This window comes from Lysobacterales bacterium (assembly GCA_019634735.1).
Taxonomy (GTDB): Bacteria; Pseudomonadota; Gammaproteobacteria; order Xanthomonadales; family UBA2363; genus Pseudofulvimonas.
The window spans coordinates 65995-79165 of record JAHCAT010000007.1 but is presented as its reverse complement, the minus strand read 5'-3'; the positions used below and the strand labels follow the sequence as shown (position 1 = coordinate 79165).

14 protein-coding genes are annotated in these 13171 nt (G+C 70.7%); 3 read left to right on the top strand and 11 right to left on the bottom strand.

Features of this window, described 5'->3' with window-relative positions:
- Window positions 1-4 precede the first annotated feature (4 nt).
- The 6 genes from KF823_08300 to sufT all read right to left on the bottom strand — a co-directional run bounded on the left by KF823_08300 (window position 5) and on the right by sufT (window position 4184).
- Window positions 5-373, bottom strand: a complete 369-nt coding sequence (locus KF823_08300) for a hypothetical protein (protein ID MBX3725904.1) — start codon at window positions 371-373, stop codon at window positions 5-7.
- 11 nt (window positions 374-384) lie between these two features.
- Window positions 385-681 (bottom strand): ribosome assembly RNA-binding protein YhbY, encoded by a 297-nt coding sequence (yhbY, locus tag KF823_08295; protein MBX3725903.1) that lies wholly within the window; start codon window positions 679-681, stop codon window positions 385-387.
- A 224-nt stretch (window positions 682-905) separates the two neighbouring features.
- A complete protein-coding gene (locus KF823_08290) occupies window positions 906-1604 on the bottom strand; it encodes a hypothetical protein (protein ID MBX3725902.1) in 699 nt (232 codons plus the stop codon).
- Between the two features lie 10 nt (window positions 1605-1614).
- Window positions 1615-2223, bottom strand: coding sequence for a hypothetical protein (locus KF823_08285; GenBank protein ID MBX3725901.1), 609 nt, complete (start codon window positions 2221-2223; stop codon window positions 1615-1617).
- Window positions 2224-2236: 13 nt separating this feature from the next.
- On the bottom strand, window positions 2237-2869 hold the full coding sequence (locus KF823_08280; protein MBX3725900.1) for a hypothetical protein: 633 nt from the start codon (window positions 2867-2869) through the stop codon (window positions 2237-2239).
- 757 nt (window positions 2870-3626) lie between these two features.
- Complete coding sequence (gene sufT / locus KF823_08275; protein ID MBX3725899.1) at window positions 3627-4184, bottom strand: putative Fe-S cluster assembly protein SufT; 558 nt, start codon at window positions 4182-4184, stop codon at window positions 3627-3629.
- Between the two features lie 101 nt (window positions 4185-4285).
- Here sufT and KF823_08270 point away from each other — a divergent pair, with 101 nt between their 5' ends.
- The gene (locus tag KF823_08270) at window positions 4286-4774 is read left to right on the top strand and encodes a hypothetical protein (GenBank protein ID MBX3725898.1); all 489 of its coding nucleotides are present in this window, start codon (window positions 4286-4288) and stop codon (window positions 4772-4774) included.
- 62 nt (window positions 4775-4836) lie between these two features.
- On the opposite strand, the gene KF823_08265 is transcribed toward KF823_08270, so the two are convergent.
- The 4 genes from KF823_08265 to KF823_08250 form a co-directional block, all read right to left on the bottom strand.
- Window positions 4837-6114 (bottom strand): hypothetical protein, encoded by a 1278-nt coding sequence (locus tag KF823_08265; GenBank protein MBX3725897.1) that lies wholly within the window; start codon window positions 6112-6114, stop codon window positions 4837-4839.
- A 53-nt stretch (window positions 6115-6167) separates the two neighbouring features.
- Window positions 6168-7535, bottom strand: a complete 1368-nt coding sequence (locus KF823_08260; GenBank protein ID MBX3725896.1) for an NAD(P)(+) transhydrogenase (Re/Si-specific) subunit beta — start codon at window positions 7533-7535, stop codon at window positions 6168-6170.
- 80 nt (window positions 7536-7615) lie between these two features.
- Complete coding sequence (locus tag KF823_08255) at window positions 7616-7909, bottom strand: NAD(P) transhydrogenase subunit alpha (protein ID MBX3725895.1); 294 nt, start codon at window positions 7907-7909, stop codon at window positions 7616-7618.
- A 51-nt stretch (window positions 7910-7960) separates the two neighbouring features.
- Window positions 7961-9088, bottom strand: a complete 1128-nt coding sequence (locus KF823_08250; GenBank protein MBX3725894.1) for an NAD(P) transhydrogenase subunit alpha — start codon at window positions 9086-9088, stop codon at window positions 7961-7963.
- Window positions 9089-9850: 762 nt separating this feature from the next.
- Here KF823_08250 and KF823_08245 point away from each other — a divergent pair.
- Both KF823_08245 and KF823_08240 read left to right on the top strand, forming a co-directional pair.
- Window positions 9851-10423 carry a nitroreductase gene (locus KF823_08245; GenBank protein ID MBX3725893.1) on the top strand — a complete coding sequence of 191 codons (573 nt, stop codon included), beginning with the start codon at window positions 9851-9853 and terminating at the stop codon, window positions 10421-10423.
- Entirely contained in the window at window positions 10411-11325 is a 915-nt protein-coding gene (locus KF823_08240) for an exodeoxyribonuclease IX (GenBank protein ID MBX3725892.1), read from the top strand. Before KF823_08245 ends, KF823_08240 begins: the two co-directional genes overlap by 13 nt.
- 563 nt (window positions 11326-11888) lie before the next feature.
- On the opposite strand, the gene KF823_08235 is transcribed toward KF823_08240, so the two are convergent.
- On the bottom strand, window positions 11889-13169 hold the full coding sequence (locus KF823_08235) for an FAD-dependent oxidoreductase (protein ID MBX3725891.1): 1281 nt from the start codon (window positions 13167-13169) through the stop codon (window positions 11889-11891).
- Window positions 13170-13171: the final 2 nt, after the last annotated feature.

Here is a 13171-nt window from a genome sequence, read left to right as displayed (position 1 = left end):
GCGATCAGCCCGGCGCCGGAAGGATGAAGGCGGCCAGCACGCGCCGGCCCTCGCCCAGGAGCAGGTTGTAGGTGCGCGCGGCGGCGCCGTTGTCCATCACTTCAAGGCCGACGCCCTTCGAGAGCACCTGGTACTGCAGGGCTGGCGCCAGGCTCGCTCGACGCTCGCCGGTGCCCAGGACCACCAGTTCGGGCTGCCCCGCGAGCAGCCTGGCCAAGTCGGTGGCGTCCAGGTGGTCGGCCGAGGTCACCGGCCAGTCCTCGATCGGGCCGTCGGCGGACACCGAGAAGCTGCCGCGCAGCTCCTGGCCGCCGACCGCGATGGCGTCCGGCCTGACCCAGCGCACCACGCGATCGCCGCGGGGCGTGTCCATGACCAGGCCGCTCATCCGGGCAGGGCGATCTTCGGTTCGTCGCGGTTGCGGCGGAAAAGAACCACGGTATGGCCGATGGTCTGCACCACGCTGGCGCCGGTGGCGTCGGCCACCTGGGCGACCATCGCGGCCCGCGCCGGGCGGTCCTCAGCGGCCAGTTTCAGCTTGATGAGTTCGTGCTGGTCCAGGGCGACGCCGACCTCGGCGAGGAAGGCCTCTGTGATGCCCTTGGCACCGCTCTGCAGAACGGCACGGACATGGTGCGCCTGGCCGCGCAGGTAACGCTTCTGGGTGGGTTTGAGTTCCATGGCGCCATGATAGCGCCGCGACCGTACCCGGCGATGCCGGCTCGGCGTCGCCCTGCCGGCGCCAGGGCGCCGAAACGAAACCGGCCCGGGGGGATCCGGGCCGGTTCTCGGGCTGTCCGCGCCGTCGGGACGGCGCTTGCCCCTAATCGGGCACGGACATGGCCGGACCCGGGGCGTGCCTGGGCAAGCCCAGAAGAAGCCTGCCCAGGCCTACCGTGGCGGACTCAGCCTGCCCAGACCACCCTGACCTTCTGGAGCTGCACGCTCGAGCCGGCGTCGAAATCGCTGAACCGCGCGCGCACGAAATAGGTGCACAGCGGATTGTCGACGTAGACCATTCCAGGCACCGAAACGAACTGGAAGCGGGTGCCGCCGCTGAAGGCGCCGGCCTCGACCACGGCCAGCTCGGTCACATCGGGCGTACCCGCAGTGAAGGCCGGATGGCAGGTGCGGTACAGGGCGACATCGACGCCCTGGGCGGCGCTCGTGTCGTTGGTCCACACGTCCAGGAAGGAGATCCGCTTGTCGTCGCGCAGGGTGATCGGCGCATCCGCGAACCGGTTCGGCGTACCGGCCAGGCCGTGCAACCAGAAGTTGGACACGTTGTACAGGGCGCCCTCGTTGAGGAACTTGAAGTCGTTGCCCTGCACCGCAGCCCAGCGCACGGCGCGGCCACCGACCTCGGACGAGGACTTGATGGCGTCTTCCATGGCCTGGCGCTCGGCCAGCCGCTCCTCGAAGGAACGGTTGTCTTCGGCGGGGATCAGGCGCTTGATCGGCGGGGCATCCGCATCGAAGCCGCGGGCGGCCAGCTCGGCCGGATCGGTGATCCACTCGTAGGCGGGTTCCGCGGCCATGGCCGGCAGGCCGACCAGCAGGGCCGTGGCGATCGTCAGCCCGCAGAGGTTCTTGATGTTCTTCATGACGGCCTCCTCAGGGCGTGTACGAACGGAAGGTGCCGCGGAAAATGCGCTCGCGCAGCAGGCTGTGCACGCGCACCCGGTCGATGCGCAGGTCCTGGGTGCCCGATGCGCACGCCGTCGCGGACGAGCCGAACTCGATCTCGGCCCAGAAGCGGCAGTTGAGATTGTTGGGCAATTCGTTTGCCAGGTTCAGGAAGGCGCTGAACGCCCCGTCCGTGGACGTGATGTTGACGGAGCCCAGGATGTCCGTGGTCGGGTCGACCTGAGCCTGGGTCATGCACGAGCGCCGCACCCGCAGGGTGGTGTCGGCGGTTCCTGTCGACTTGAAGCCCCAGATGCGGACGAACTGCAGATCGCGAGCGTCGGGCACCGTGAACGGATACCGGATCACCCGGCCCCCGCCGGCAGCCGTGTTGGCGCAGGTGTAGGCGCCGGTATTGCCCGACCCGCCCCGATAGGCGGCGGTGTTGTTTTCCGGGTTCGCGGCCATGCCGACGATGGGCCGGAACTCGTTGTTGTGGAAGCCCTGGATGGCGGCGATGGCGGCCTCGTCGGCGAACGCCGGGGACAGGTGCAGGGCGCTGGCCAGAGCCAGGACGGCCAGATGTGAGATCTTCATGTCTGCTCCTTCCTTACGGCGCCAGCGTGTACTGGACGCGCAGCTTGCGCAACGTGGTCTGCCCGGCGCCACCGCAGCCCACCCCGAAGCGCACGCGCACGTGGTAGGTGCAGGTCTCCAGGTTGGTCGGCCCGGCGTTCGGCTCGCTGGTCACGGTGAAGGCACCGGGTGTGCCGGTCGACGTGATCTCCTGGAGCACGGTGTTCACCAGGTTTCCAGCACTCAGGTTAGGCAGGCAGGATTCGAACAGGAACGCCGCGACATCGTGGTCGGCGGAATTGTCGAAACCCCACATGCGGAAGAAGGTGATGTTGGCGTTGTGGGGCAGCTCGATGCGGGAGTCGGCGAAGCGCTCGCTGCCGGTGCACCAGTGGGCGCCGGTGGTTGCGGAGGTCGTGTACGCATAGGGCGAGATGCGGCCGCGCAGCTCATAGCCGAAGACGTTGACCCAGCCGGTGTTGGGCAGGACACCGGCCATGTCCTCGTCGTACTCGACCATTCCGGCCAGCGCCGGACCGGGCTCGGCGATGATGACGTCGACGCTGCCACCATGCCAGGTGTCCAGCGCCGGATCGGCGGCGACAGGCAGGACGGCGGCGCCCAGCAGGGCGACAAGCCCCACGCAGGTACCTTGCAGACGATTCATTGTGTATCCCCTCTCTTGCGTCGGATCCGGCCGGCGGGCCGGACAGGCGCCCGTCCCACCCTGGGACGGAAAAGCGCCTGTTGGGAGACACTAACGCAATTCCGGTGCGAAACCTGACAGCCGTCGCCTTCGCCGGATCGCCCTCGCCCGTCCGCGCCACGGTGCGAGCCGGAAGGCACCGGCCCGGCATCGGCGAGCCCGCCCGCAGGACTGCCCGGACGGCCCCGGCGCGGAACCGCAACCTATTGATTTACATCGGCGACCCGGAAGGCGCGTAATGAGCGGGGCGCGCCACAACGGTACGGCGAAGCGGCCGCGCCTTGCCCGGAACAGAGTTGCCGGGAAAAGAGGGGTGCCGCATCTCAGCCGCCCCACAGCCAGGCCCGCCCCCTGCCCAGCGCGTGCCACATTGCGACGGCACCGCACGACTCCCTGCCCCGCTCGCGGGGCAGGGGCGCAGGAGAGAGCCGCCCCGGCCAGCGCGCGCTGCTGGGCCGGCAACAACAAAACTCATGGCAAATGCCGACCCTCTCCGCCCAGCCACTCTCCCACAGGACAAGGGAGACAAGTCGGGCTCCGCCACCTGGTCACTGGGGACCACCGGTCACCCGTCCCTGGTCCCCGGTCCCTGGCCCCTGGTCCCTGGCCCCTGGTCCCTGGTCCCTGGTCCCTGGTCCCTGGTCCCTGGTCCCTGGTCCCTGGTCCCTGGTCCCTGGTCCCTGGTCCCTGGTCCCTGGTCCCTGGTCCCCATCATGAATCAGAACATCCCCGTCTCCAGACGCGCCGCCTCCGACATCATGTGCCGGCTCCAGGGCGGGTCGAACACCAGTTCGACGTCGGCCTCGGCGACGGTCGGCACCAGTTCGACCTTGGCGCGCACCTCCTCGACCAGTACTTCGCCCATGCCGCAGCCCGGCGCGGTCAGGGTCATCCGGATCGCGACATCGCGCCGGCCGTCGTCGCGCGGCCGCAACTCGCAGTCGTAGACCAGGCCCAGGTCGACGATGTTGATCGGGATCTCCGGATCGAAGCAGGTGCGCAACTGCTGCCAGACCACCTGCTCGACATCCCCGTCGTCGGCGCCCTCGGGCAGTTCCGGGGGCACCGGCGGCAGCTTGCCCAGGGCATCGGCGTCGGCGCCGGCGATCCGGAACAGGTTGCCCTCGACATAGACCGTGAAGCTGCCGCCCAGGGCCTGGGTGATGTAGCCCGCCTGCCCGGCCGGCAACTGCACGGCGTCGCCGGCAGGCACCAGGACGGCATCGCAGTCGCGCTGCAGGGTGAAGGGTTCGCTGGTGCTGCTGTAAGGTGTCATGCCGTCCGGGCGTCCGGTCAGAAGGGGCGGAGGGCGGTGTCGTTGGCCGCTCACGCCGCGGGCCGATGCCCGCGGGTGCGGCGTACTTGCCGGAAAGGTGGATGCAGACCGTGATTTTCCAACACTCCGGCCCGGAACGGAAAGCCGGCCCGGTGCCGCTGTCCTCGCTGTGGCCGTTCTGGGTGCTGCTGGTGGCCTTCGAGGCCGCCCTGTGGCTGCTGATGGCGCTGAAATTCCGGCAGCCCTGCGCGCCAGTGGCGCTGGTCGCCGGCCTGACCCTGGGCGTGGCGGTGTCGAGCTTCGGCGGTCGCGGCCTGCGTGGCCTGCTCTGGGCCACCGGCCTGACCGCCGTGGTGATCGGCCTGGCCCTGTACGGCCTGGCCGCCTTCCACGTGGCCCGCGTGCTGGGGCTGGCGCCGCTGGAATCGCTGGCCGGGACCGGCATCGGCTTTGCCCGGCTGGTGCTGGCCGGCCTGCTCGAGCGCAGCGACCTGGCGATGATCGCCGTCGGGCTGGCCCTGGCGGCCGCCTTTGGCCATGGCTTCCGCGCAGGCCCAGCCCGCCCGCGCCCGCCGCCCTCCCCGCCCTGAGACCGCGGCAACCCAGGGCCGGATGCGAAGCGGGGGATGAGGGATTGCCTCGCCGCGCCGCCTCAGCGCGGCGCGGGATCCTGGAAGCCGTTCCGGAACAGCCGGTCGGGCAGGGCCAATCGCAGCAGCGAGGTGCGCGTGCTGCCGCCCTGGTCGTAGGAAGCCTGGATGTAGATGGCCCCGTCCTCGGCAAGGCTCAGCCCGGTGGTGGTGGTGAAGGTGCCCAGGATGTCGACCAGGGTGGCGTCGGTGCTGCCGTCGCCGGTCAGGTCGAGGCCGCTGCCGGTGCGCAGCAACAGCAGGGAATCGTGCAAGCGGCCGGCATCGTTGGCGAAGAACAGCTTGCGCACGTTGCCCGGCGTGTTCCACGCGTGCAGGGCCTGGCCCTTGTTGTTGAGCGCGATCGCGCGCAATGCCGAACCGGCCGGCAGGAGTTCGCCGTCGAGAAGGTCGCCCTCGCGCACCAGAAGTTCGCCGTTGAAGGCCAGGAACGCGTCGCTGGCGACAGCGCCGTCGGTATCGCCGGCCAGCAGCCAGTCGCCGCTGTCGTTGACCGCGACACCGGCGAAGTTCTGCCAGTTCTCGCCCGGTGCCGAAGGCCCGACCGGCGAGCCCTCCTGCGCCACCAGGGCGCCGTTGCGGTAGACCCCGGTGTCGTTCGCCGCGCTGCCGGTCTGCAGGACCAGCAGCATCACCAGATGTTCGCCGCTGTCGCTCATCTGGTACTGGAAGCCGACGCCGGTGGTGCCGATCGCGAAACCGCCGACCATGTCGCCGGTGCTCAGCAGGGGCTCGTAGGCGAACGGCGCAGTGGTGGTCGCCCGGTACAGGACCCGCCCCTGGGTGCTGCCGCCCTGCGTGTTGGTGATGCCGCCGACCCAGACCGCGCGGCCATCGGGCAGCATCGAGGGCCGGCTGTGGAAGGTGGTGAACTGACCGGGCAGGCCGGGTGCCGGATCGGTGCCGCGCAGAAGCAGGCCGGCCTGCGTCCAGACCGAGTCCTCGCCGTCCGTGTTGGGGCTGTACACGAAGGCGCCGTCGTTGCCGATGCCGATGGTCGCCTCGCCGCCGGTGAGCACCGAACCGGCCACTTCGCCGCTGTCGAAGACCACCGCGCCGTCGTACCAGATCGCGCGATTGCCGTTGGCCAGGGCGACCAGCGACCCGGGTCGCCCTTCGCCGTCCGGGAACACAGGATTGAGGGTGGCGACCGTGGATCCGGCCAGCGGGTCGCCCTGGCTGAGCAGCACGTCGACCGCCACGGGCGGCAGGCCGGCATGAAGCCCGGTGCAGGCGAGAACCGCCGCGAGCGGCGGCACGGAGCGGAGCGGTCTGGCCATGGCGATGTCCTCCGGCGTTGCGCAGCCGGTCCGGACCCGGGGCCCCTGTGCCGTCAGGTCTCCAGCTGCTTGAGTTCTGACACCAGCGCGCCGGCCACGGCATTGCCGTCGCCGTACAGCAGGCGGGCGTTCTCGGCGTAGAACAGGGCGTTCTCGATGCCGGCGAAGCCGCGGCCCTTGCCGCGCTTGATGATGATGGCGTTGCGCGACCTGTCGACGTCGAGGATCGGCATGCCGTAGATCGGCGAGGCCGGATCGGTGCGGGCGACCGGATTCACCACGTCGTTCGCACCGATCACCAGGGCCACGTCGGTGGTCGCGAATTCGGGGTTGATGTCGTCCATGTCGACGATCAGGTCGTAGGGCACGCCGGCCTCGGCGAGCAGCACGTTCATGTGCCCGGGCATGCGCCCGGCGACCGGATGGATGGCAAAACGGACCTTGACGCCGCGATCGATCAGCAGCCGCGACAGCTCCCAGATCTTGTGCTGGGCCTGTGCCACGGCCATGCCGTAGCCGGGCACGATCACCACGCGTTCGGCGAACGCCATCATCGCCGCCACGTCGGAGGCCTCGATCGATTTCTGGCTGCCGCTGATCTCCTGGGCCTGACCGCCGCCGCCGAAGTTGGAGAACAGCACGTTGCTGATCGGCCGGTTCATGGCCTTGGCCATGAGCTGCGTGAGCAGCATGCCGGCCGCGCCGACCACGGTACCGGCGATGATCAGCGCCTCGTTGCCCAGCACGTAGCCCTTGAAGGCCACCGCCAGGCCGGTGAAGGCGTTGTACAAGGAGATCACCACGGGCATGTCGGCGCCGCCGATCGGCAGCGTCATCAGCACGCCGAACAGCAGGGCGACCACGAAGAAGGCGATGATCGCCGGCACCTGCAGCTGGTAGACCAGGAAGGCACCGAGGCCAAGACTGGCCAGGAACACCAGGCCATTGAACAGCTGCTGGCCGCCGAACCGGAAGGTACGGTCGAGACGGCCGTCCAGCTTGGCCCAGGCGATGACGGAGCCGGAGAAGGCGACCGCGCCGATCAGCGAGCCCAGGATCGCCAGCACCAGCTTGGTGCGGTCCAGGCAGGCGTGCGCGGCGATCGCCTCGGCCGTGCAGGGGCCGCCAAAGGTCGCGGCGTTGAGCAGCGCATAGGCGCCGATCGCCGCCGCCGAACCGCCGCCCATGCCGTTGAAGATGGCGACCATCTGCGGCATGTCGGTGATCGGCACCTTCTTGCCCCAGGCCCAGAACGCCCAGGACAGCGCGATCGCCACCACCATCAGCACCAGGTTGGTGGTGTCGATGCCGTGCGCGCCCCAGGTCGAGGGTGCCACGAAGGTCACCACGGTGGCGATGACCATGCCGACGCCGGCCCAGCGGATGCCCTTGCGGGCGGTGACCGGCGAAGCCATCTTCATCAGGCCCAGGATGAACAGGGCCGCGGCGGCGAGGTAGCTGGCCTTGGCCAGCAGGTCGAGGAATCCGGGAAGGGCCACCGTCAGCCCTCCTTGCCCTTGCTGGACTTGAACATCTCCAGCATGCGCTCGGTGACCACGTAGCCGCCGACCGCGTTGCCGGCGCCGAGCAGCACCGCCACGAAGCCGATCGCGCGTTCCAGCGTGGTATCGGCATGGGCCAGGGCGATCATCGCGCCGACCAGGACGATGCCGTGCACGAAGTTCGAGCCGGACATCAGCGGCGTGTGCAGGATCACCGGCACCCGGGAAATGATCACGTGGCCAGTGATCGCGGCCAGCAGGAAGATGTAGAGCGCGATGAAGCCGTCCATCAGGCGGTCCTCCGGGCGGTGCCGCGGCGGCCGCCGTGCTGCGTCGGGTGCAGGTCAGTCATTGCCGAGGGCCTCGCGGGTGGCGGCGTGGCGGACCGCGCCGTCGTGGGTGAGGCAGCTTCCGGCCACCAGGTCGTCGTCGAAGTCGACGGCCAGCGCACCCTCACGGACCAGCAGCTGGGCGAAGGTGAACAGGTTGCGCGAGTACATCTCGCTGGCGTGGGTGGCGGTGCGCGCCGGCAGGTTGACCGGCCCGATCACGGCCACGCCGCCGTGGTCGACGGTTTCACCGGGCCGGGTCAGCTCGCAGTTGCCGCCGGTCTCGGCGGCCAGGTCGACCAGCACGGCGCCGGGCTTCATGCCGGCGACCATGGCGGCGCTGACGATGCGCGGCGCCGCCCGGCCCGGCACCGCCGCGGTGGTCACCACCACGTCGATGCCCTTGAGGTGCGCGGCCAGCGCCTGCTGCTGCTGGGCGCGCTCCTCGGCGGTCAGCTCGCGGGCATAGCCGCCCTCGCCCGCGGCGTTGACGCCGAGGTCGAGGAATTTGGCGCCCAGCGACTCGATCTGCTCGCGGGTCTCCGGGCGCACGTCGAAGCCCTCGACCATGGCGCCGAGCCGGCGCGCGGTGGCGATCGCCTGCAGGCCGGCGACACCGGCGCCGATCACCAGCACCTTGCTGGGACGCACGGTGCCGGCGGCGGTGGTCAGCATCGGAAAGAACTTCGGGGCCGCCTCGGCGGCGATCAGCATCGCCTTGTAGCCGGCCGCGGCGGCCTGCGAGGACAGGATGTCCATGGCCTGCGCGCGCGTGGTGCGCGGCAGCAGCTCCAGCGCGAAGGCGCTGATGCCGCCGTCGCGCAAGGCCCGCACCAGCGCGTGTTCGCGGTAGGGCGCCAGCGCGCCGATCAGGGCCGCGCCCCGCCGCAGGCGCGAAACCAGCGCCGGGGACGGGGGCTGCACCGCGAACACCACGTCGGCGGCGGCGTAGACATCGCCTGCGTCGTCGAGCCATTCGACCTCGCCGTAGGCGGCATCGGGGAAACCCGCAGCCAGTCCGGCGCCACGCTGGATCACCAGCGACATGCCCGCGGCGGCCAGCTTCTTCGCCACCTCGGGCACCAGGGCGACGCGTCGTTCGGCGCTCGCCTGCTCACGGATCACGCCGATCTTTACGGCCATGCACCCCTCCCGGTGGAAGGCCCGATGGTAGCCGCGCGCGCTCGGCGGGGACAAGCGCCGTTGTCGGTCGGTGCCTGGAGCGAGGTGGGAGGGACTCGGGACTCGGGACTCGGGACTCGGGACTGGGGACTGGGGACTGGGGACCGGGGACCGGGGACTGGGGACCGGGGACTGGGGACCGGGGACTGGGGACCGGGGACCGGGGACTGGGGACCGGGGATCGGGGATCGGGGATCGGGGATCGGGGATCGGGGATCGGGGATCGGGGACCGGGGACCGGGGACCGGGGACCGGGGACCGGGGACTGGGGACTGGGGATCGGGGACCGGGGACCGGGGACCGGGGATCGGGGATCGGGGATCGGGGATCGGGGATCGGGGATGGGGGATGGGGGATGGGGGATGGGGGATCGGGGATCGGGGATCGGGGATGGGGGATGGGGGATGGGGGATGGGGGATGGGGAAACGGGAAGCGAGAAGCGGGAAGCGGGAAGCGGGAAGCGGAGCGCGATTTGCTCCCCTCTCCCTCTGGGAGAGGGGCTGGGGGAGAGGGACGGGGCTGGCCATGATCCGCATCGTTGCCGGCCCAGAAGCGCGCACTGGCCGCGGCGGCCTTCTCCCCACCCCTTCCACGCAAGCGGCCGCGGAGGCGGGCGAGAGGACATGCATGGCGAGAAGTGCGATGCCGCCGCATCGACGACATCCACCCGGCAAGGGAGAGCGGGGCCGAAGGTGGTGCGGTGCGGTTACGATGCTCGGCCTATGGACAGCCAAGCCCTCGCCTTCCTGCACCGGCGCCGTTCGACGCCTTCGCGCCTGCTGGCCGACCCCGGTCCGGACGACGCCACCCTTGCCAGCATCCTCGCCACCGCGGTGCGCGTGCCCGACCACGGCCGCCTGACACCCTGGCGCTTCCTGCGCATCGCCGGCGAGGCACGGCACCGGCTGGGCGCGGCCCTCGCGGAAATCCACGCCGCCGAACACCCCGAGTCCTCGGCCGCTGCGCTGGACAAGGAACGTGCACGCTTCAGCCACGCGCCACTGGTCGTTGCCGTGGTCGGCACGATCTTTCCCGGGCATCGCATCCCCGAGATCGAGCAGCGCCTGTCCGGCGGTGCGGTCTGTTTCCAGCTGCTGCTGGCCGCGCAGGCGCACGGCTTCGGCGCGCAGTGGCTGACCGGCTGGGCCGCCTACCACCCGGCCATCCATGCCCGGCTGGGCTTGGCGCCCGACGAGGAGATCCTGGGCTTCGTGCACATCGGCACCGCCACCGTCGAGACCGCCGAGCGCGATCGCCCCGACGCCAGCGCCCTGCTTTCGGACTGGACCGGGTGAGCGCGCCCGAGCGCGCCTGGCTGATCGACGGCAGCCTGTATGTGTTCCGGGCCTGGCACTCGGTCGATGCCGGCCTGGCCGACCGCGACGGCTGGCCGGCCAACGCGGTGTACGGCTTCACCCGCTTCCTGCTCGACTTCCTGCGCCAGCAGCGCCCGGCGCGCATCGCCGTGGCCTTCGACGAGGCCCTGGCGAGCTGCTTCCGCAACCGCATCTACCCCGAATACAAGGCCAACCGCGAACCTGCGCCCGAGGAACTCAAGCGCCAGTTCCAGTCCTGCAAGCGGCTGGTCTCGGCGCTGGGCCTGGCCTGCCTGTCCGACGCCGAGTACGAGGCCGACGACCTGATCGGCAGCGCCCATGCCGTGCTGCGCGACGGCGGCCATGCGGTGACCATCGTCTCCGCCGACAAGGACCTCTCGCAGCTGCTGGCCGACGGCGACGAGCAATGGGACTACGGCCGCGACCTGCGCTGGGACGCGCGCGGCTGCGTCGACCGCCACGGCGTGCCGCCCGGCCGCATCGCCGACATGCTGGCCCTGGTCGGCGACCCGATCGACAACGTACCCGGCGTGCCCGGCATCGGCCGCAAGACCGCGGCCATCCTGCTGCACCACTTCGGCGGCCTCGACGCCGTGCTGGCCAGCATCGACACAATCGCCACCATGCGCCTGCGCAGCGCCGCCCGTATCGCCGAAGCGCTGGCCGCACGCGTCGACCAGGTGCGCCTGATGCGCACCCTGACCGGCATCGCCCTGGACGCCCCGGTGATGCGCCCCGCCGACAGCTACCGCCCCGGCCCCGCCGACCCCGACAGCCTCACCGCCCTGCTCGACGAGCTGCGCTTCGGTCCATTGACCCGACGGGCTTGCCTGGAGTGGGCGGCGCGGGGGGAAGGCTGAGTTGGGAGCCGGGACTCGGGAGCTGGGGCCTGGGGACCAGGGACCAGGGACCAGGGACCGGGGACCGGGGACCGGGGACCGGGGACGGGGGACGGGGGTCGGGACTTGGGACTTGGGGACCGGGAGTCCGGAATGCGGGATCGCGGACCGGGACCAGGTCCATGCCCTCGGCGGGCGAAGACCGAAGCTGCTTGCCGCGGCGCCGCACTTCTCCCCTCCCCCGGACCCGATTAGCGTCGTGTCTCAGCCCAGGATCGGGGACCAAGGACCAGGACTCGGTGTTCGGTGAACGGAGCGCGCTGTGCTCCCCTCTCCCCCGCCCCTCCCCCGCAGGCGGGGGAGGGGCGAAGTGCGGTGTCGTCGCATTGACGTAAAGCCGCCTGGCAGCGGGCTGAGACACGACGCCAATGGTCAAGCCCAAAAGGAATGAGGAGCGCGGATCGCCATCCGCCTCCGGAATCCCGAACGCCCGACAGCGCTCCCTGCCGCCTGAGGGGCCGGGGAGATGTCCTGGAACGGGGTGGATTCCGGCGCCTGCGGCAGGCGGAACCTGGACATCCGCCTCAGCGGTCCTGGGCGTCGCCGGCGGACGCCGCGGCAGGCCAGTCGACGTCCAGCGCCCGGGCGATGTCGACCGCGGAACGGATGCCGTCCTCGTGGAATCCCCAGCCCCACCAGGCGCCGGCGTACCAGACCCGGTCGACACCGTCGATCTCGGCGCGTCGCCCCTGGGCCGCCACCGCGGCTTCGGTGTACAGCGGGTGGTGATAGGTCATCCGGGCCAGGATGCGGTCGGCATCGATGCGGTCGGTCTGGTTGAGGCTGACCACCAGCGGCGTCGGGGCGTCGAGCGACTGCAACTGGTTCATCAGGTAGCTGACCGTGCACCGTTCGCCGGCCTCGGCGGGCACCAGGGCGTTCCAGGCCGCCCAGGCGCGCCCCCGGCGCGGCAGCACCGAGGCGTCGGTATGCAGGACGGTATCGTTGGCCTGGAAGCCGATCGCGCCGAGCAGCTCGGCCTCGAGCGGACTCGGCTGCGCCAGCAGCGCCAGCGACTGGTCGCTGTGGCAGGCCAGGACCACCTGGTCGAAACGATCCTCGCCATTCACGGAGCGCACGCGTACACCGGCCTGAGGCAAGCGCTCGACGCTTCGCACCGGATCGGCCAGCCGGACCTGGACCTGCCAGCGGGCACGCAGCGCGTCGATGTAGGCACCGGATCCGCCCGCCACGGTTCGCCATTCCGGGCGGCCGGAGACCTGCAACATCTGGTGGTTGGCCATGAACTGCACCAGGAAGCGTGCCGGGAAACCCAGCACCGCGTCCGAGGGGCTGGACCACAGCGCGGCGGCCATCGGCACCAGATGGTCGTCGCGGAAGGCATCGCCGTAGCCCTGGTCGGTCAGATAACTGGCCAGGGAGGGCCCGGGGCCCGGCTGCGCCAGCAAGCCGCCAGCCTGCCGATAGAAGCGCAGGATGTCGCGGACCATGCCAAGGAATCTCGGCGAGACCAGGTTGCGGCGCTGGCAGAACAGCCCCTGCAGCGTGCTGGCGTTGTACTCCAGCCCGCTGCGCTCGTTGCGCACCGAGAAGCTCATGGTGGTCGGCTGGGTGGCGACGCCGAGCTCGGCGAACAGCGCCGACAGCAGCGGGTAGTGCTGCGGGTTCATGACGATGAAACCGGTGTCGACCCGGTAGCGGCGGTTGCCCAGGCGCACATCGTGGGTATGGGTGTGGCCGCCGAGCCGATCCTCGGCCTCGTAGAGCACCACCTCGTGGCGGCGCGACAGCAGCCACGCCGACGCCAGCCCGGCAATGCCGGAACCTACCACCGCGATGCGCATCT

What these genes read in the sequence shown, in the direction of transcription:
- KF823_08300 (MBX3725904.1), bottom strand. Translation starts at nt 373, where the DNA reads ATGGACACGCCCCGCGGCGATCGCGTGGTGCGCTGGGTCAGGCCGGAC.
- yhbY (MBX3725903.1), bottom strand. Translation starts at nt 681, where the DNA reads ATGGAACTCAAACCCACCCAGAAGCGTTACCTGCGCGGCCAGGCGCAC.
- KF823_08290 (MBX3725902.1), bottom strand. Translation starts at nt 1,604, where the DNA reads ATGAAGAACATCAAGAACCTCTGCGGGCTGACGATCGCCACGGCCCTG.
- KF823_08285 (MBX3725901.1), bottom strand. Translation starts at nt 2,223, where the DNA reads ATGAAGATCTCACATCTGGCCGTCCTGGCTCTGGCCAGCGCCCTGCAC.
- KF823_08280 (MBX3725900.1), bottom strand. Translation starts at nt 2,869, where the DNA reads ATGAATCGTCTGCAAGGTACCTGCGTGGGGCTTGTCGCCCTGCTGGGC.
- sufT (MBX3725899.1), bottom strand. Translation starts at nt 4,184, where the DNA reads ATGACACCTTACAGCAGCACCAGCGAACCCTTCACCCTGCAGCGCGAC.
- KF823_08270 (MBX3725898.1), top strand. Translation starts at nt 4,286, where the DNA reads ATGCAGACCGTGATTTTCCAACACTCCGGCCCGGAACGGAAAGCCGGC.
- KF823_08265 (MBX3725897.1), bottom strand. Translation starts at nt 6,114, where the DNA reads ATGGCCAGACCGCTCCGCTCCGTGCCGCCGCTCGCGGCGGTTCTCGCC.
- KF823_08260 (MBX3725896.1), bottom strand. Translation starts at nt 7,535, where the DNA reads ATGAAGATGGCTTCGCCGGTCACCGCCCGCAAGGGCATCCGCTGGGCC.
- KF823_08250 (MBX3725894.1), bottom strand. Translation starts at nt 9,088, where the DNA reads ATGGCCGTAAAGATCGGCGTGATCCGTGAGCAGGCGAGCGCCGAACGA.
- KF823_08245 (MBX3725893.1), top strand. Translation starts at nt 9,851, where the DNA reads ATGGACAGCCAAGCCCTCGCCTTCCTGCACCGGCGCCGTTCGACGCCT.
- KF823_08235 (MBX3725891.1), bottom strand. Translation starts at nt 13,169, where the DNA reads ATGCGCATCGCGGTGGTAGGTTCCGGCATTGCCGGGCTGGCGTCGGCG.